Here is an 18,410-nt window from a genome sequence, read left to right on the forward strand (position 1 = left end):
TGCGACCGGGGCCGGGTGGGGGTGGGGGACTGGGGCGCCTGCGGCGGGCTTCTTTCCCCTACCCGCCCCTTCCCGAACCGAGGCTCTGCCCCCGGGCCCCGCGCCTCAAGCGCCGGCGAGGCTGAAGGACCGGCCTTCGGCCGTGTCCTCAATTGCCGGACGGGCTCCTTTGGAGCCCCGCCGGCGATGGAAGCGCGGGGGTTCGGGGGCAGAGCCCCCCCACGCGGCGGAGCCGCAAATCGACACTGCGGGAAGGGGCGGGTAGGGGAAAACAAACGGGCCCGGCCACCCACCGTGGCCGGGCCCGTTCCTCGGGGCGCTTACGCCTTGCGGAGGCGGAACGTGAGGGAGAGGCTCTCGTCCGTGAACGGGGAGCCGTACGAACCGTCCGCCTCGCCGGAGGCGAAGTCGGTCGCGAGGACCTCGTCCGCGATGAGGGCGGAGTGGTCCGTGAGGGCCGAGGTGACCTCCGGGTCCGTGGAGGACCAGCGCAGGGCGATACGGTCCGCCACGTCCAGGCCGCTGTTCTTGCGGGCCTCCTGGATGAGCCGGATCGCGTCACGGGCCAGGCCCGCGCGGCGCAGCTCCGGAGTGATCTCCAGGTCGAGGGCGACCGTCGCGCCGGAGTCGGAGGCGACCGACCAGCCCTCGCGCGGGGTCTCGGTGATGATGACCTCCTCGGGGGAGAGGGTCACCTCCTCGCCGTTCACCGTGATCACGGCCGTGCCCGCGCGCAGCGCCAGGGACAGCGCCGCCGCGTCCGCCGCCGCGACCGCCTTCGCCACGTCCTGCACGCCCTTGCCGAAGCGCTTGCCCAGCGCGCGGAAGTTCGCCTTCGCGGTCGTGTCGACCAGCGAGCCGCCGACCTCGGAGAGGGAGGCGAGGGAGGTGACGTTCAGCTCCTCCGTGATCTGGGCGTGCAGTTCGGGCGACAGGGACTCGAAGCCCGCCGCGGCCACCAGCGCACGCGACAGCGGCTGCCGCGTCTTCACGCCCGACTCCGCGCGCGTCGCACGGCCCAGCTCCACCAGGCGCCGCACCAGCACCATCTGCCGCGACAGCGTCGGGTCGATCGCCGACAGGTCGGCCTCCGGCCACGACGACAGGTGCACCGACTCCGGGGCCTCGGGGGCCACCGGGACCACCAGGTCCTGCCACACCCGCTCGGTGATGAACGGGGTGAGGGGGGCCATGAGGCGGGTGATCGTCTCGATCACGTCGTGCAGGGTACGCAGAGCAGCCTTGTCGCCCTGCCAGAAGCGGCGGCGCGAGCGGCGGACGTACCAGTTCGACAGGTCGTCGACGAACGAGGAGATCAGCTTGCCGGCGCGCTGGGTGTCGTAGCTCTCCAGCGACTGCGTCACCTGGTCCACCAGCGCGTGCAGTTCGGAGAGCAGCCAGCGGTCGAGCACGGTGCGGTCGGCCGGGGCCGGGTCCGCGGCCGACGGCGCCCACTGCGACGTACGGGCGTAGAGCGCCTGGAAGGCCACCGTGTTCCAGTACGTCAGCAGCGTCTTGCGCACGACCTCCTGGATCGTGCCGTGGCCCACCCGGCGCGCCGCCCACGGCGACCCGCCCGCCGCCATGAACCAGCGCACCGCGTCCGCCCCGTGCTGGTCCATCAGCGGGATCGGCTGCAGGATGTTGCCCAGGTGCTTGGACATCTTGCGGCCGTCCTCGGCGAGGATGTGGCCGAGGCACACCACGTTCTCGTACGACGACTTGTCGAAGACCAGCGTGCCGACGGCCATCAGCGTGTAGAACCAGCCGCGCGTCTGGTCGATCGCCTCCGAGATGAACTGCGCCGGGTAGCGCTTCTCGAAGATCTCCTTGTTCTTGTACGGGTAGCCCCACTGCGCGAACGGCATCGAGCCCGAGTCGTACCAGGCGTCGATCACCTCGGGAACGCGCGTCGCCGTGCCGGAGCACTGCGGGCAGGCGAAGGTGACCTCGTCGATGAAGGGGCGGTGCGGGTCCAGGGACGACTGGTCGGTGCCCGTCAGCTCGGTCAGCTCGGCGCGCGAGCCGACGCACGTCAGATGGTTCTCCTCGCAGCGCCAGATCGGCAGCGGCGTGCCCCAGTAGCGGTTGCGCGACAGCGCCCAGTCGATGTTGTTGTTCAGCCAGTCGCCGAAGCGGCCGTGCTTGACCGAGTCCGGGAACCAGTTGGTGTTCTCGTTCTCCTGGAGCAGCCGGTCCTTGATCGCGGTCGTGCGGATGTACCAGGACGGCTGCGCGTAGTAGAGCAGCGCGGTGTGGCAGCGCCAGCAGTGCGGGTAGCTGTGCTCGTAGGCGATGTGCTTGAAGAGCAGCCCGCGCTCGTCGAGGTCCTTCGTGAGCGCCTCGTCGGCCTTCTTGAAGAAGACACCGCCCACCAGCGGCACGTCCTCCTCGAAGGTGCCGTCGGGGCGGACCGGGTTCACGACCGGCAGGCCGTACGCGCGGCAGACCTTGAGGTCGTCCTCACCGAAGGCGGGGGACTGGTGGACCAGACCCGTACCGTCCTCGGTCGTCACGTACTCGGCGTTGACCACGTAGTGGGCCGGCTCGTCGAAGGGGACCAGCTGGAAGGGGCGCTCGTACGTCCAGCGCTCCATCTCCGCGCCGGTGAACGTCGGGCCGGTGGCCTCCCAGCCCTCGCCGAGCGCCTTCTCCAGCAGCGGCTGGGCGACGACGAGCTTCTCCTCGCCGTTGGTCGCGACCACGTACGTGACCTCGGGGTGCGCGGCGACCGCGGTGTTGGACACCAGCGTCCACGGGGTCGTCGTCCACACCAGGAGGGCGGCCTCGCCCGCGAGCGGGCCGGAGGTCAGCGGGAAGCGGACGAAGACGGACGGGTCGACGACGGTCTCGTAACCCTGCGCGAGCTCGTGGTCGGACAGGCCGGTGCCACAGCGCGGGCACCAGGGGGCGACGCGGTGGTCCTGGACCAGCAGGCCCTTGTTGAAGATCTCCTTCAGCGACCACCAGACGCTTTCCACGTACTCCGGGTCCATCGTCCGGTACGCGTCGTCCAGGTCGACCCAGTAGCCCATCCGGGTCGTGAGCTCGGCGAAGGCGTCGGTGTGGCGGGTCACGGACTCCCGGCACTTCGCGTTGAACTCCGCGATGCCGTACGCCTCGATGTCCTTCTTGCCGTTGAAGCCGAGCTCCTTCTCGACGGCGAGCTCGACCGGCAGGCCGTGGCAGTCCCAGCCGGCCTTACGGGCGACGTGGTAGCCGCGCATGGTGCGAAAGCGCGGGAAGACGTCCTTGAAGACGCGGGCCTCGATGTGGTGCGCGCCGGGCATGCCGTTCGCGGTGGGCGGGCCCTCGTAGAACACCCACTCGGGGCGGCCCTCGGACTGCTCGAGGCTCTTCGCGAAGACCTTGCTCTCGCGCCAGAAGTCGAGCACGGCGTGCTCGAGAGCGGGCAGGTCGACCTGGGCGGGTACCTGGCGGTACTGCGGCGGCGTCATGTACGGGCTCCTCCGGCGGACTGTCTCTCTTCCGTCCGGAGGGACGAGAGCCGACATGCGCTGCGCTCCCGCGGTACCACCCTCCTTGGCCCCGGACGCGGACGCCCCGGGCCCCCTCATTGGGGTCGCGATGCCGGGTCTACTGGCCGTGCGGTACTCCCGCGGGCGTTCTTCCGGCGGCTCCGGGGTGATGCTTCACATCGCGCTCGCCCCCGGGCTCTCACCGTCCCCGGGTCGCTCATGGCTGCGTACGACGCTACTGGTCCCCATCCACGCCTTTCGCTGCGCCCAGTGTACGGGCCCGCGGCCGTGGCGGCCGACCGGATTTCGACGGGGGCACATGCCGTGCCGCGCATGACCCGAATGGGCATACGGGGCAGGGCGGGCCGCTTCGGCGTTCGTGCCGGCGTCCGCGAGGCGGATTACGGCGCGGGGAGCTGGGCACAACGGATGCAGGCTCGCGTCGTCGGAGGCGTGGGGCGGGCCGGACCGGGCAGAACCGGCGGCGTGCCCCGTTGCCGCGGGGCTGGAGTCGATTTATCGTCCCAGCACCGATTCGCGCGCAAGATCACAATATGTGAAGGGGCCGCGGCCATGGTGGCGAAGAAGACCGCCGTGAAGAAGACGGCGTCAGCGAGATCCACCGCCGCTCCGGGGGCGGCGGCCAAGGAGACGAACGGCGAGAAGAGCACCAGGAGGGTGACGAACGCCCACGCGACCGAGGCGAAGGCTGTCGAAAAGGCCCAGGTCAAGAAGGCCCAGGTAGAGAAAGCCCAGGTCGGAAAGGCCCCGGGCGAGAAGGACCAGGTCAAGAAGGCTCCGGTCAAGAAGGCCGACTCCAGGAAGGCGGAGAAGGCGCCGGCGGCCGCCCCCGGGACGACGGCGGCGGGAAGCTCCGCGACCTCGTCCACGAAGCAACCGGCGAAGAAGCCCACGAAGAAGGCGGCGCCCGCCAAGGCGGCCGCCCGGAAGGCCGTCACGGCGGCCGAGCAGACGGGAGCCAGAACGGTGGGAGCGAAGAAGACCGCGGGTGGTGCCGCAGCCGCCAAGGGAAGCGGCGCGACGGCGGTGCCCCCGGCGCGTGCCGCGGTCGCCTCGGCCCCGGGCGAGCTGGCGGTGCGGCCCGGCGAGGACCCGTGGACCGCGGAAGAGGTCGCCGAGGCGCGGGCCGAGCTGGAGAGCGAGATGGTCAGGCTGCAAGCCGAGATCACGCACTCCGAGGAGGCCCTGACCGGGCTGATGCGGGACTCCGGGGACGGCGCCGGTGACGACCAGGCCGACACCGGTGCCAAGAACATCACGCGCGAGCACGAGATCGCCCTGGCGACCAACGCGCGCGAAATGCTGGAACAGACCGAGCGGGCGCTGCAGCGCCTCGACGCCGGGACGTACGGCCTCTGCGAGATCTGCGGCAAGCCGATCGGGAAGGCGCGCATGCAGGCGTTCCCGCGGGCGACCCTCTGCGTGGAGGACAAGCAGAAGCAGGAAAGGCGAGGCTGATTCCGTACGTGTGTGCCGTACTGCCGTACTCTCGTGACCAGTCAGGCACCTAGGTTGAACGGTTGAAGGACTCACGTGGCAGAGGCGGAGCACATCATCGGTACGCCGGATGTGGACGACGACGAGACTGGGGCGCCTGCTGAGCAGCCCAAGGGCAGGCGCCGGATCTTCGCGCTTTTCGCCGTGGCCGCCGTGGCCTACGCGCTGGATCTCGGCAGCAAGATGCTGGTCGTGGCCAAGCTGGAGCACCAGGAGCCGATTCAGGTCATCGGTGATCTGCTCAGGTTCGTGGCGGTGCGCAACCCCGGCGCGGCCTTCGGCTTCGGGGGCGCCTTCACGATCATCTTCACGATCATCGCGTCGGTCGTGGTCGTGGTGATCGCGCGGCTCGCCCGCAAGCTCTACAGCCTGCCGTGGGCGATCGCGCTGGGGCTGCTGCTGGGGGGTGCGCTCGGCAATCTCACCGACCGGATCTTCCGCTCGCCCGGCGTGTTCCAGGGCGCGGTCGTCGACTTCATCGCGCCCGCGCACTTCGCGGTGTTCAATCTCGCGGACACGGCGATCGTGTGCGGCGGCATCCTCATCGTGATCCTGTCGTTCCGGGGGCTGGACCCGGACGGGACCGTCCACAAGGACTGACGGTCGTCGGTCTGTCGTCGGTCCGTCGTCGGTCCGACCCGGTCTGTCCCTGGTCGTCCTTGGTCCGGCCTCGGTCTGTCCTCGGCACAAGGCATACTCGACGGGTGAGCACGATTCCCGAGATCCGTACGCTGCCCGTTCCCGACGGCCTGGAGGGCGAGCGCGTCGACGCCGCCATCTCCCGCATGTTCGGATTCTCCCGGACGAAGGCGGCCGAGCTGGCCGCTGCCGGAAAGGTCCAGGTCGACGGCTCCGTCGTCGGGAAGTCCGAGCGGGTCAGCGGCGGCTCCTGGCTGGAGGTCGAGATGCCGCAGGCGCCCGCGCCGGTGCAGATCGTGGCCGAGCCGGTCGAGGGCATGGAGATCGTGCACGACGACGACGACATCGTCGTGATCATGAAGCCGGTGGGTGTGGCCGCCCACCCGAGCCCCGGCTGGACCGGCACGACCGTGATCGGCGGCCTCGCGGCCGCCGGATACCGGATCTCCACCTCGGGCGCCGCCGAGCGCCAGGGCATCGTGCACCGGCTGGATGTCGGTACGTCCGGGCTGATGGTGGTCGCCAAGTCCGAGCGGGCGTACACGCTGCTGAAGCAGCAGTTCCGGGACCGCACGGTCGACAAGCGCTACCACGCTCTGGTGCAGGGCCACCCGGACCCGATGAGCGGCACGATCGACGCGCCCATCGGGCGCCACCCCCAGCACGACTACAAGTGGGCGGTGACGGCGGAGGGCAAGCCGTCGGTCACGCACTACGACCTGATCGAGGCGTTCCGGGCCGCCTCGCTGCTGGACATCAAGCTGGAGACGGGCCGTACGCACCAGATCCGGGTGCACATGTCGGCCCACCGGCACCCGTGTGTGGGCGACCTGACCTACGGCGCCGACCCGACGATGGCGCGCCGCCTCGGCCTGACCCGGCAGTGGCTGCACGCGGTGCGGCTCGGCTTCGAGCACCCGTCGGACGGGCGGTGGGTCGAGTTCGAGAGCCAGTACCCCGAAGACCTGCGCTCGGCGCTGGAGCGTATCGCCGCGGAGAGCGCGTGAGCGACTTCGTCGTACGGGAGGCGACCGGCGCGGCGGACCGGGAGGCCTGCTTCGCGGTGCGCAAGGAGGTCTTCGTCGTCGAACAGCGCGTGCCCGAGGAGATCGAGTACGACGCCCATGACGCGGACGCGGTCCATCTGCTGGCCCTCGGGCCTGACGGCCCCCTCGGTACCGGCCGTCTGCTGATCGGTCACCTCCCTTCGGACCCGGCGACCGGCTCCCTCGGCCGCCTCGCGGTCACGCGGGCGGCCCGGGGCCTCGGGGTGGGTGCGGCACTGGTGCGCGCGATCGAGGAGGCGGCGCGGGTGCGGGGGCTGGCGGCCGTGGATCTGCACGCGCAGACGCACGCGCTGGGGTTCTACGAGCGGCTCGGGTACGAGGCTTACGGGCCGGAGTTCCCCGATGCGGGGATGCCGCACCGGGCGATGCGGCGCGCGCTCTAGGCCCCACGACCTCACGACCCGACGACCCACGCGCACGAGCCGCGAAGGGGTGTATTGGGCCGGTATGCCGGGGATCGGCGATCGGTCGGCCATAGGATCGAAGCATGGCGCGCACCGTGGTGATCAGTGGTGGGGGGACCGGGATCGGCTTGGCGGCGGCGGAGGCGTTCGCCGCCGACGGGGAACAGGTCGTGCTGCTCGGGCGGCGCGAAGAGGTGCTGGCACGGGCCGCCGCGCGGATCCCCGGCGCCCGCTACTGCGCCGTCGATCTCAGCGAGCCGCGGGGCGCGCGGCGCGCCGCGGAGTTCGCCGCGCGGGAGTACGGCACGGTCGACGTCCTGGTGCACAGCGCGGGCGGCAACGGCCGCCGCGAGAAGGCACCGGAGTTCGAGGATCCGCTGGAGGCCGTCGTCCACGACTGGACGGTCAACTTCCGGCTCAACACCCTCACCGCCGTCCTGCTCACCGAAGCCCTTCAGGACCATCTCGCGACCCCCGGCGGCCGGGTGCTGTTCCTCAGCTCGATCGCCGCGTACCGGGGCTCCGGTTCGGGCCCGTACGCCGGCTCCAAGGCGGCCCTCCACCCGTACGCCTTCCGGCTCGCCGGGCAGCTCGGGCCGCGCGGCATCACCGTGAACGTGGTCGCGCCCGGACTGGTCGAGGAGACCGACTTCTTCGTGGGTGAGTTCCCCGAGGAGCGCCGCCGTGCACTCATCGCCGAGACCGCGACCGGGCGGGTGGGTCATCCGGGCGACGTCGCCCAGACCCTCCGCTGGCTCGCCTCCCCGGCCGCGGGCCACATCACGGCCCAGGTCATCCAGGTCAACGGGGGAGCGGAGCGGGGGCACTAGGGCCTGTCCGGCGGATCAGGCCCCAGGATCCCCCGCCTCCGCCTCGCGACGCGCCCCGGGCCCTGCCGACGGGGCCCCCACGCGCCCCCCGGCGGCAGCCGCACAGGCCGTCGTCGGTCCGGTCCGAAAGACAGGTCCTGACGGGCGTCCGGCGGGGTGGCGGCCGGTGTGGTCGCGATGTGCGGCAGCGCGTAGGGATGGTGGCCGCGGAGCCAGGTGATCAGCTGCTCGCGGACCGCGCAGCGCAGCGTCCACAGGTCGTCCGCGTCCTTCGCGGTCACCACGGCCCGTACCACCATCGTGCTCGCCGTCGTGTCCGTGACGGCGAGCGACCAGTCGCGGCCGTCCCACGCCGGGCTTTCGCGCAGGATGTCGTGGAGCGTCTCGCGCAGCTCGGGCACCGGTGCCGAGTGGTCGAGGTGGAGGAAGACCGTGCCGGTCATCTGGGCTCCGCCGCGTGACCAGTTCTCGAACGGTTTGCCGGTGAAGTACGAGACGGGCATCGTGATCCGGCGCTCGTCCCAGGTGCGCACCGCGAGGAAGGTCAGCGTGATCTCCTCGACCGTCCCCCACTCGCCGTCCACGACCACCGTGTCGCCGATGCGGACCATGTCGCCGAAGGCGATCTGCAGGCCCGCGAAGAGATTGCCCAGCGTCGACTGGGCCGCGATTCCGGCGACGATCCCGAGGACGCCGGCGGAGGCGAGCAAGGACGTGCCGACGGCCCGCATCGCGGGGAACGTCAGGAGCATCGACGCCACCGCCACGACCCCGACCACCGCGATGACGACCCGGTGGATCAGCGTCACCTGCGTACGGACCCGGCGTACCCGGGCCGGATCGCGGCTCGCCGCGGCGTAGCGCGAGTACGAGGACTCGACGACGGCCGTCGCGATCCGCACCACCAGCCAGGCCGAGGCTCCGACGAGCACCAGGGTCAGCACCTGTCCGATGCCCGCCGCGTGCTCGTCGACGGCCTCGATCTCCGCGTGCCGGAACGTTCCTCTCAGCAGCGCCGCGCAGAACACGAACTGGAACGGGACCCGGCAGCGGCGCAGCAGGCCCCACAGCGGTGTCTCGGCGTGCCGGGAGTCGGCCCGGCGCAGCAGCACATCGGTCAGCCAGCCCACCAGCAGCGTGAGCACGACCGAGCCGCCGATGACGATCAACGGACGCAGCACGTTCTCCATGCCTTGGAACGTAACCTGACCGCATGGACATCATGCTCTTCCATTCGATATACGGTCTTCGTCCCGCGGTGTCGGCCGCCGCCGACCGGCTGCGGGCGGCCGGGCACGAGGTGTGGACCCCCGATCTCTTCGAGGGCCGGGTCTACGACTCCGTGGAGGACGGCAGGGCGTACAAGGACGAAGTCGGAGTGGACGAGCTGCTGAAGCGGGCGATCCTGGCCGCCGCGCCCCTCTCCGAGCGGGGGCTCGTGTACGGCGGCTTCTCGTTCGGGGCGGCCGTCGCGCAGAACCTGGCGCTCGGCGACGAGAAGGCCCGTGGTCTTCTGCTGCTGCACGGCACGTCCGACATCGCGGAGAACGCGACGGCGGACGGGCTGCCCGTACAACTGCACGTCGCCGACCCCGATGCGTTCGAGCCGCACGACTGGCTGACGGCCTGGTATCTGCAGATGGGCAAGGCCGGTGCGGACGTCGAGGTCCACCGCTACCCGGGCGCCGGGCATCTCTACACCGACCCGGAACTGCCCGACTACGACGAGGAGGCCGCCGAGCAGACCTGGCGGGTGGCGCTGGGCTTCCTGGACTCGATCGACGAGGGCTGACGACCGGCTGACGCAGGCCGACCGGCGCGGCCCCGCCGGGGTGATGGGGCACGGCGACACCGGGCCCCATCCGCCTCCGCGGCTCCTCAGCGCACCGGCTGGTCCACGCGCTCGACCTTCTGCGTACCGCTGAGCGTCCGGTACGAGCGGGTCCACGCGGCCGTGGCGTCGGCCTTCGTCTTGTCCGAGAGCGTGTAGTAGTCCATCTGCGAGCGCTCGGCGGTGACATCGAGGACGCCGTAGCCGTGGCCGTCCATGTCGACCCACTTCACATGGCGGTTGGCGGCCCTGATGGCGCCCGACGCGACCAGCGACACCGTGCCCGGCGCGACACGCAGGATGTCGTCCAGATTGTCGGAGGTCACCGAGGTCACCACGAACTCGGTCGCGGCCGACCGCGACAGCGGATACGTCGCCGCCTTCACCGGTACGTCATTGGCCCACGCCATGTGGATGTCGCCGGTGAGGAACACGGTGTTCGTGATGCCATGGTCCGTCAGGTGCTTCAGCAGCTCCTTGCGGTCGTCCGTGTAGCCGTCCCACTGGTCGACGTTGGCCGCGATCCCTTCCTTGGGCAGGCCCAGCAACTCGGCTATCGGCTCCAGCAGATGGGCCGGTACGGAGCCGAACGCGACCGGCGAGATCATCACCGACGTACCGACCAGCTTCCAGGCCGCGTCCGATGACGCCAGCCCCGCCTTCAGCCAGTCCAGTTGGGCACGGCCCGTGAGCGTACGCTCCGGGTCGTCGACCTTTCCGCTGCCCACCGACGCCTGCTCCGAACGGAACGAGCGCAGGTCCAGCAGATGCAGATCGGCCAGCTTGCCGAAACGCAGCCGGCGGTAGACCGTGCCCGCCGTCGAGGCGCGCACCGGCATCCACTCGAAGTAGGCCTGCTTGGCGGCCGCCGCGCGGGCCGCGTAGTCGCCCTCGGCGCCCGGCGTGTGGTTCTCGGCGCCGCCGGACCAGGCGTCGTTGGCGATCTCGTGGTCGTCCCAGATCGCGATGACGGGGTGGGCGGCGTGCAGCGCCTGAAGGTCGGCGTCGGTCTTGTACTTGCCGTGCCGGGTGCGGTAGTCGGCGAGGCTGAGTATCTCGTGCTGGGGCTCGTGCCGGCGTATGACGTACTTCTCCGCCGGGTAGCCGCCGGTGCCGTACTCGTAGATGTAGTCGCCGAGATGGAAGACCGCGTCGAGGTCGGCGCGGGCCGCGAGATGCCGGTACGCGGAGAAGTACCCCGACTCCCAGTTGGCGCAGGACACCACGCCGAAGCGCACTCCGGGTGCGGCGGCGTCGGTGGCCGGGGCGGTGCGGGTGCGGCCGACGGGCGAGAGCGCGGTCCCGGCCGTGAAGCGGAAGTAATAGACGGTCGCCTGGCGCAGGCCCCTTACGTCCACCTTCACCGTGTGGTCGGACGCGGCGGTCGCGGTCGTCCGGCCACGCGCGACGACCTGGGTGAAGCCCGTGTCGTCCGCGACCTCCCAGCTCACCTCCGTGTCGGGGCCCTTGCCGGAGCCGGGCACGGCGTCCGGGGCCGGGGTGATCCGGGTCCACAGCAGCACACCGTCGGGCAGCGGGTCGCCGGAGGCGACGCCGTGGAGGAAGGCCGGGCTCTGCGTGGCAGAGGGGGAGGCGGAGGCCGCGGTGGCGGCGGAGGCAGCCGTGCCCGTGAGCACGGGCGCGGCGGCAGCGGTGGCGGCAGCGGCCTTGACGACCGTGCGGCGGCTCGGAGTTGTGAGAGATCTACTGGTCACGGCCGATCAGACTACTGACCAGTAAAGCGAACGGGTGGGCGAACCAGTAAAGTTCGCCCACCCGTCCGTAAAGCGCCGTGTGGCGGTTACCCCTTGAGGGCCTTGCTGATCGCGGCGTTGAACTCGTCCGCCGTCATCGGCGCGTTGTCGCTGCCCTCGGCGGTGACCTTCTTGCCGTCCATCTTCAGCGTCGGCGTGCCCTTGACGCCGCTCTCGTCGAAGGACTCGGACATCTTCAGCGCCCAGGCGTCGTACGTGCCGTCCTTGACGGCCTTCTCGAAGGCCGTGTTGTTCTTCAGGGCGGGCACCGAGTCCGCCACCTCGATCAGGTAGTCGTCATTGGCGAACTTGTCGTCGGACTCGACCGGGTGGAACCTCGTGGAGTACAGGGCCGCCTTGTACTCGATGAAGGCCTCGGGGCTCACGTTGAGCGCCGCCCCCAGCGCGGACAGGGCGTTCTTCGAACCCTCGCCGTTGGTGGCGTTGTCGATGAAGGTCGCACCGACGTACTTGATCTTGTACTTGCCGGCGTCGACGTCCTTCTTGATCGTCTCGCCGACCGCCTGCTCGAACGTGGCGCAGACCGGGCAGCGCGAGTCCTCGAACAGCTCCAGGGTCTTCTTCGCGGCCGGCTTGCCGACGACGACGGTCGTGCCGTTCTCGCCCTCGGTGTTCTTCGGCTGCACCACCTTGGCGTTCTTGGCAGCCTCCCAGGCGGTGGGCTTGTTGGCCTGCATGATCAGGTAGCCGACACCGCCCGCCGCGGCCAGTACGCCGACGATCGAGGCGGCGACGATGATCTGCCGCTTGGCCTTGTCCTTCTTGGCCTGGCGCTCGCGCTCCGCGCGCAGCCGCTCGCGGGCGGCCGCCTTGTTGGCCTGGCTGTTGCGTGCACTCATGATCGTTTACTCCGTGTATCAGTGGTTCGGATGGGGACGGTCCGGTCGCAGGTCTCAGCTGAGAGCGAGAGCCTGGAGCGGCGGTCCCCTCCGTCCCACGGAGTGCACGAGAAGCCGGGCGCGCCCGGAGCGCGGCCGGCCGGTGGGCAGGGCCGCGCGGCGCAGGGGGCCGACGGCCGCACCGACGGCGGCCACGGCGATCAGCAGCGGCCGGAACGCGAACGCCGCCACCGCCCGCAGCAGGCCCGCGAGCGCCGCCTCGCCGTGCCGCAGCCAGACCGCGGCGAGCAGGCCGACCGACACGTGTGCGGCGAGCAGCAGCCAGGGCACGGACGGGTCGGGGGAGTTCAGCAGCTCGGCCATCCGGCCGTCGGCGCGGGCCACACCGGGCAGCGGGGCGCCCACGGCACCGCCACCGCACAGCACGTCCACACCGACCGCCCGCAGCGAACCGGCGACCGGTCCGCCCGCGGCGCCGTAACAGACGTGCTGCCCGCTGGTGAGGACGGTGTCCGCCGCCAGCTCCAGCGGGACGAGCACGGCGGCTATCGGCCCGAAGCCGCGCTCGCGGCCGGACAGGGCGTACGCGATCACGAACACCCCGGCGGCGACGGCGCCGACGGTCAGCAGCGGCAGCGGCACCTGGGACAGCAGCACGTGGGAGGCCACGGACAGCGTCACGACGACCGCCGTGAAGATCGCTGCCCGCAGCCCTCTCAGCCGCGTCCCTGATATGTCCATCGCCCAGGAGTGTGCCATGGACCGCCGTAAGCGGGTCCTAAGAGAGGTGCGGATCAAGCCTCACCGGAATCCCGCTCCGTTCCTTACCGATCCTTATCGAAGACCCGGAATCCGGCCGTTGCGGAAGAGGTCCACGAAGATCTGGTGGTCCGCCCGCGCCCGCGCCCCGTAGCTGTGCGCGAAGTCCACCAGCAGCTCCCCGAAGCCGTCCTCGTCCGCCGCGATCGCCGCGTCGATGGCCCGCTCGGTGGAGAAGGGCACCAGCGAGTGGCCGCTCTCGTCGTCCGCCGCCGCGTGCATCGTGGCCGTCGCCCGGCCGAGGTCGGCGACGGTCGCCGCGATCTCCTCCGGGTCGTCGATGTCCGACCAGTCCAGATCCACGGCGTACGGCGAGACCTCGGCGACCAGCTGGCCGGCCCCGTTCAGCTCGGTCCAGCCCAGCCACGGGTCGGCGTGGTCCTGGAGCGCCCGCTGGGAGATCACCGTGCGGTGCCCCTCGTGCTGGAAGTAGCCGCGCACCCGCGCGTCGGTGATGTGCCGGGACACCGCCGGGGTCTGCGCCTGCTTCATATAGATCACGACGTCGTTCTCGAGCGCGTCGCTGTTGCCCTCCAGGAGGATGTTGTACGAGGGCAGACCGGCCGACCCGATGCCTATGCCGCGCCGCCCGACCACGTCCTTCACCCGGTACGAGTCGGGGCGGGTGAGACTCGACTCGGGCAGGGTCTCCAGATAGCCGTCGAAGGCCGCCAGCACCTTGTACCGCGTCGCCGCGTCCAGCTCGATGGAGCCGCCGCCCTCCTTGAAACGCCGCTCGAAGTCACGGATCTCGGTCATCGACTCCAGCAGCCCGAAGCGGGTCAGCGCACGGGCGCTGCGCAGCGCCTCCAGCAGCGGGCCCTCGGCGGTGTCCAGCGTGAAGGGCGGCAGTTCGCCGAGATCACTGTCCTTGGCGCCGGTCGCCAGGGCATGGATGCGCTCGCGGTAGGCGGCGGCGTAGGTCCGCACCAGCTCGGTGATCTGCCGGTCGCTGAGCGCCTTCGTGTAGCCGATCAGCGCGAGGGAGGCGGAGAGCCGCTTGACGTCCCAGATGAAGGGGCCGACGTACGCCTCGTCGAAGTCGTTGACGTTGAAGATCAGCCGCCCGTTCGCGTCCATGTATGTGCCGAAGTTCTCGGCGTGGAGATCGCCGTGGATCCACACCCGGCTCGTGCGCTCGTCCAGGTACGGACCGCTGTTCTGCTCACGCTCCAGGTCGGCGTAGAAGAGGCACGCCGTGCCCCGGTAGAAGGCGAAGGCCGAGCCCGCCATCTTGCGGAACTTCACCCGGAACGCGGCCGGGTCGGCGGCCAGGAGCTCGCCGAAGGCGGTGTCGAAGACGGCGAGGATCTCCTCGCCGCGCTCGCCGGCCGGGCCGGAAGCCGAGGGCTGGTGGACCGACATCGCTGGGTGCCTCCTGGTGCAAGCGGTACATGACAAATAGGACAGGTGTTCCGCCCCGCTCAACGCGCGACCGTACTCGGGAGTGCCCCGCGATTGTCGGTCCGGGGTCGTAGACTTCCACGCTGTCCCCCCAGACTGTCCGCAGCCTGTCGCCGGCCCCCACGTGCGGGGTCCGGGGGCGTCCCCCGAAAACTGCAGCCGGAGGCCTTCAGCCGTGACCAAGCCGCCCTTTACGCACCTCCACGTCCACACCCAGTACTCGCTGCTGGACGGTGCCGCGCGGCTCAAGGACATGTTCAATGCCTGCAACGAGATGGGCATGACGCACATCGCCATGAGCGACCATGGCAATCTTCACGGCGCCTATGACTTCTTCCACTCCGCGAAGAACGCCGGAGTCACCCCGATCATCGGTATCGAGGCGTACGTCGCCCCGGAGTCCCGGCGCAACAAGCGGAAGATCCAGTGGGGCCAGCCGCACCAGAAGCGCGACGACGTCTCCGGTTCGGGTGGTTACACCCACAAGACGATCTGGGCGGCGAACAGGACGGGCCTGCACAACCTCTTCCGGCTGTCGTCCGACGCCTACGCCGAGGGCTGGCTGCAGAAGTGGCCCCGTATGGACAAGGAGACCATCGCCCAGTGGTCCGAGGGGCTGATCGCCTCCACCGGCTGTCCTTCCGGTGAGCTCCAGACCCGGCTGCGCCTCGGCCAGTTCGACGAGGCCCTCAAGTCGGCGTCCGAGTACCAGGACATCTTCGGCAAGGACCGGTACTTCCTGGAGCTGATGGACCACGGCATCGAGATCGAGCGCCGCGTCCGCGACGGCCTCCTGGAGATCGGCAAGAAGCTCGGCATCCCGCCGCTGGTCACCAACGACTCGCACTACACATACGCCCACGAGGCGGGCGCCCACGACGCCCTGCTGTGCATCCAGACCGGCAAGAACCTCTCGGACCCCGACCGCTTCAAGTTCGACGGCACCGGCTACTACCTGAAGTCGACCGACGAGATGTACGCGATCGACTCCTCGGACGCCTGGCAGGAGGGCTGCAGCAACACCCTGCTGGTCGCCGAGCAGATCGACACCACCGGCATGTTCGAGAAGCGCGACCTCATGCCGAAGTTCGACATCCCCGAAGAGGGCTACACGAACGTCACCTGGTTCAAGGAGGAAGTGCGGCGCGGCATGAACCGCCGCTACCCCGGTGGCGTGCCCGAGGACCGCCAGAAGCAGGCGGACTACGAGATGGACGTCATCATCCAGATGGGGTTCCCGGGCTACTTCCTCGTGGTCGCCGACTTCATCATGTGGGCGAAGAACAACGGCATCGCGGTGGGCCCCGGCCGTGGTTCCGCCGCGGGCTCGATCGTCGCGTACGCCATGGGCATCACCGACCTCGACCCGATCGAGCACGGGCTGATCTTCGAGCGCTTCCTCAACCCCGAGCGCGTCTCCATGCCCGACGTCGACATCGACTTCGACGAGCGCAGGCGCGTCGAAGTGATCAGGTACGTGACCGAGAAGTACGGCGCCGACAAGGTCGCCATGATCGGCACGTACGGCAAGATCAAGGCCAAGAACGCGATCAAGGACTCCGCGCGCGTGCTGGGCTACCCGTACGCGATGGGAGACCGCCTCACCAAGGCCATGCCCGCCGACGTCCTCGGCAAGGGCATCGACCTCAGCGGCATCACCGACCCCTCCCACCCCCGCTACAACGAGGCGGGCGAGATCCGGGGGATGTACGAGAACGAGCCGGACGTCAAGAAGGTCATCGACACCGCCAAGGGCGTCGAGGGCCTGGTCCGGCAGATGGGTGTGCACGCGGCCGGCGTGATCATGTCCAGCGAGCCCATCGTCGACCATGCCCCGATCTGGGTGCGGCACACGGACGGCGTGACCATCACGCAGTGGGACTACCCGCAGTGCGAGTCCCTCGGCCTGATCAAGATGGACTTCCTGGGCCTGCGCAACCTCACCATCATGGACGACGCCGTCAAGATGGTGAAGGCCAACAAGGGCATCGACCTGGAGATGCTCGCCCTGCCGCTGGACGACCCCAAGACGTACGAACTGCTCTGCCGCGGTGACACGCTCGGCGTCTTCCAGTTCGACGGCGGCCCGATGCGCTCGCTGCTGCGCCAGATGCAGCCCGACAACTTCGAGGACATTTCCGCCGTCTCGGCCCTCTACCGGCCGGGCCCGATGGGCATGAACTCGCACACGAACTACGCCGAGCGCAAGAACGGCCGCCAGGAGATCACCCCGATCCACCCGGAGCTGGAGGAGCCGCTCAAGGAGACCCTGGGCCTCACCTACGGGCTCATCGTGTACCAGGAGCAGGTGCAGAAGGCCGCCCAGATCATCGCCGGCTACTCGCTCGGCGAGGCCGACATCCTGCGCCGCGTGATGGGCAAGAAGAAGCCGGAAGAACTGGCGAAGAACTTCTCCATCTTCCAGGCGGGTGCCCGTAAGAACGGCTTCTCCGACGCGGCGATCCAGGCCCTGTGGGACGTCCTGGTGCCGTTCGCCGGATACGCCTTCAACAAGGCGCACTCCTCGGCGTACGGGCTGGTCACCTACTGGACCGCGTACCTCAAGGCCAACTACCCGGCCGAGTACATGGCGGCGCTGCTCACCTCGGTGAAGGACGACAAGGACAAGTCGGCCGTCTATCTGAACGAGTGCCGCCGCATGGGCATCAAGGTCCTGCCGCCCAACGTCAACGAGTCCGAGTCGAACTTCGCCGCCCAGGGCGACGACGTGATCCTCTTCGGCCTCTCCGCCGTCCGCAACGTCGGTACGAACGTCGTCGAGTCGATCATCAGGTCCCGCAAGGCCAAGGGGAAGTACACGTCCTTCCCCGACTTCCTCGACAAGGTCGAGGCGGTCGTCTGCAACAAGCGGACCATCGAGTCGCTCATCAAGGCCGGCGCCTACGACGAGATGGGCCACACCCGCAAGGGCCTGGTCGCCCAGCACGAGCCCATGATCGACAACGTGGTGGCGGTCAAGCGCAAGGAGGCCGAGGGGCAGTTCGACCTCTTCGGCGGGATGGGCGACGAGGCGAGCGACGAGCCCGGCTTCGGACTCGACGTCGAGTTCTCCGACGTCGAGTGGGAGAAGTCGTATCTGCTCGCGCAGGAGCGCGAGATGCTCGGCCTCTACGTGTCCGACCACCCGCTCTTCGGCCTGGAGCACGTCCTGTCCGACAAGACGGACGCCGGAATCTCCCAGCTCACCGGAGGCGAGCACGCGGACGGCGCGGTCGTCACCATCGGCGGCATCATCTCGGGCCTGCAGCGCAAGATGACCAAGCAGGGCAACGCGTGGGCGATCGCCACCGTGGAGGACCTGGCCGGTTCGATCGAGTGCATGTTCTTCCCGGCGACGTACCAGCTGGTGTCCACCCAGCTCGTCGAGGACACGGTCGTCTTCGTCAAGGGACGCCTCGACAAGCGCGAGGACGTCCCGCGCCTCGTCGCGATGGAGCTGATGGTCCCCGACCTGTCATCGGCGGGCACCAACGCACCCGTGGTGATCACCATCCCCACGGTGAAGGTCACCCCGCCCATGGTCAGCCGCCTCGGCGAGATCCTCGGTCACCACAGGGGCAACACGGAGGTGCGGATCAAGCTCCAGGGCGCCCGCAAGACCACGGTGCTGCGCCTCGACCGGCATCGGGTGCAGCCGGATCCCGCGCTCTTCGGCGATCTGAAGGTGCTCCTCGGCCCGTCCTGCCTGGCCGGCTGAGCGCACGGCATCACGGCACGCAGAAGGGGCGCACCCGTCCTCAGCGGGTGCGCCCCTTCTGCGTGGCCGAAGGCCCGGCCGGCGGCT

At 69.9% G+C, this 18,410-nt stretch carries 13 protein-coding genes; 7 read left to right on the forward strand and 6 right to left on the reverse strand.

Going from position 1 to position 18,410, the window contains the following annotated elements:
* Positions 1-320 precede the first annotated feature (320 nt).
* Positions 321-3,458, reverse strand: a complete 3,138-nt coding sequence (gene ileS / locus ABT342_RS11350) for an isoleucine--tRNA ligase (protein ID WP_351570503.1) — start codon at positions 3,456-3,458, stop codon at positions 321-323.
* A 594-nt stretch (positions 3,459-4,052) separates the two neighbouring features.
* On the opposite strand from ileS, the gene ABT342_RS11355 reads away from it, so the two are divergent.
* The 5 genes from ABT342_RS11355 (at position 4,053) to ABT342_RS11375 (ending at position 7,937) form a co-directional block, all read left to right on the forward strand.
* Entirely contained in the window at positions 4,053-4,958 is a 906-nt protein-coding gene (locus ABT342_RS11355) for a TraR/DksA family transcriptional regulator (protein WP_351570506.1), read from the forward strand.
* 75 nt (positions 4,959-5,033) lie between these two features.
* Complete coding sequence (lspA, locus tag ABT342_RS11360) at positions 5,034-5,597, forward strand: signal peptidase II (protein ID WP_351570509.1); 564 nt, start codon at positions 5,034-5,036, stop codon at positions 5,595-5,597.
* Between the two features lie 104 nt (positions 5,598-5,701).
* On the forward strand, positions 5,702-6,643 hold the full coding sequence (locus ABT342_RS11365) for an RluA family pseudouridine synthase (protein WP_351570512.1): 942 nt from the start codon (positions 5,702-5,704) through the stop codon (positions 6,641-6,643).
* Positions 6,640-7,086 (forward strand): GNAT family N-acetyltransferase, encoded by a 447-nt coding sequence (locus tag ABT342_RS11370; RefSeq protein ID WP_351570515.1) that lies wholly within the window; start codon positions 6,640-6,642, stop codon positions 7,084-7,086. The genes ABT342_RS11365 and ABT342_RS11370 overlap by 4 nt, the downstream gene beginning before the upstream one ends.
* A gap of 104 nt (positions 7,087-7,190) precedes the next feature.
* Positions 7,191-7,937, forward strand: a complete 747-nt coding sequence (locus ABT342_RS11375; protein WP_351570517.1) for an SDR family NAD(P)-dependent oxidoreductase — start codon at positions 7,191-7,193, stop codon at positions 7,935-7,937.
* Here the strand turns inward: ABT342_RS11375 and ABT342_RS11380 are convergent.
* Positions 7,934-9,127 carry a mechanosensitive ion channel family protein gene (locus tag ABT342_RS11380; protein ID WP_351570519.1) on the reverse strand — a complete coding sequence of 398 codons (1,194 nt, stop codon included), beginning with the start codon at positions 9,125-9,127 and terminating at the stop codon, positions 7,934-7,936. The two genes, ABT342_RS11375 and ABT342_RS11380, sit on opposite strands and share 4 nt — an antisense overlap.
* A 23-nt stretch (positions 9,128-9,150) precedes the next feature.
* Here ABT342_RS11380 and ABT342_RS11385 point away from each other — a divergent pair, with 23 nt between their 5' ends.
* A complete protein-coding gene (locus ABT342_RS11385) occupies positions 9,151-9,729 on the forward strand; it encodes a dienelactone hydrolase family protein (protein ID WP_351570521.1) in 579 nt (192 codons plus the stop codon).
* Positions 9,730-9,815: 86 nt separating this feature from the next.
* Here the strand turns inward: ABT342_RS11385 and ABT342_RS11390 are convergent, their stop codons facing one another.
* The 4 genes from ABT342_RS11390 to ABT342_RS11405 all read right to left on the reverse strand — a co-directional run bounded on the left by ABT342_RS11390 (position 9,816) and on the right by ABT342_RS11405 (position 14,566).
* On the reverse strand, positions 9,816-11,483 hold the full coding sequence (locus tag ABT342_RS11390; RefSeq protein WP_351570524.1) for an alkaline phosphatase D family protein: 1,668 nt from the start codon (positions 11,481-11,483) through the stop codon (positions 9,816-9,818).
* Positions 11,484-11,569: 86 nt separating this feature from the next.
* Complete coding sequence (locus tag ABT342_RS11395; RefSeq protein WP_351570526.1) at positions 11,570-12,382, reverse strand: DsbA family protein; 813 nt, start codon at positions 12,380-12,382, stop codon at positions 11,570-11,572.
* A gap of 54 nt (positions 12,383-12,436) precedes the next feature.
* Positions 12,437-13,123 carry a hypothetical protein gene (locus ABT342_RS11400; protein ID WP_351570529.1) on the reverse strand — a complete coding sequence of 229 codons (687 nt, stop codon included), beginning with the start codon at positions 13,121-13,123 and terminating at the stop codon, positions 12,437-12,439.
* A 93-nt stretch (positions 13,124-13,216) separates the two neighbouring features.
* Positions 13,217-14,566 (reverse strand): DUF2252 domain-containing protein, encoded by a 1,350-nt coding sequence (locus tag ABT342_RS11405; RefSeq protein WP_351570532.1) that lies wholly within the window; start codon positions 14,564-14,566, stop codon positions 13,217-13,219.
* Between the two features lie 214 nt (positions 14,567-14,780).
* Here ABT342_RS11405 and dnaE point away from each other — a divergent pair, with 214 nt between their 5' ends.
* Positions 14,781-18,323: a DNA polymerase III subunit alpha gene (gene dnaE / locus ABT342_RS11410; protein WP_351570535.1), complete on the forward strand. Its 3,543-nt coding sequence runs from the start codon at positions 14,781-14,783 to the stop codon at positions 18,321-18,323.
* The last annotated feature ends 87 nt before the right edge of the window (positions 18,324-18,410 follow it).

The sequence above is a fragment of the Streptomyces sp. NPDC000410 genome, assembly GCF_040300305.1.
Classification (GTDB): domain Bacteria; phylum Actinomycetota; class Actinomycetes; order Streptomycetales; family Streptomycetaceae; genus Streptomyces.

Bases quoted from the DNA above. Each gene is read 5' to 3' on its own strand.
- ABT342_RS11395 (WP_351570526.1), bottom strand. From the start codon at position 12,382: ATGAGTGCACGCAACAGCCAGGCCAACAAGGCGGCCGCCCGCGAGCGG.
- ABT342_RS11385 (WP_351570521.1), top strand. From the start codon at position 9,151: ATGGACATCATGCTCTTCCATTCGATATACGGTCTTCGTCCCGCGGTG.
- ABT342_RS11355 (WP_351570506.1), top strand. From the start codon at position 4,053: ATGGTGGCGAAGAAGACCGCCGTGAAGAAGACGGCGTCAGCGAGATCC.
- ABT342_RS11400 (WP_351570529.1), bottom strand. From the start codon at position 13,123: ATGGACATATCAGGGACGCGGCTGAGAGGGCTGCGGGCAGCGATCTTC.
- ABT342_RS11375 (WP_351570517.1), top strand. From the start codon at position 7,191: ATGGCGCGCACCGTGGTGATCAGTGGTGGGGGGACCGGGATCGGCTTG.
- ABT342_RS11405 (WP_351570532.1), bottom strand. From the start codon at position 14,566: ATGTCGGTCCACCAGCCCTCGGCTTCCGGCCCGGCCGGCGAGCGCGGC.
- ileS (WP_351570503.1), bottom strand. From the start codon at position 3,458: ATGACGCCGCCGCAGTACCGCCAGGTACCCGCCCAGGTCGACCTGCCC.
- ABT342_RS11380 (WP_351570519.1), bottom strand. From the start codon at position 9,127: ATGGAGAACGTGCTGCGTCCGTTGATCGTCATCGGCGGCTCGGTCGTG.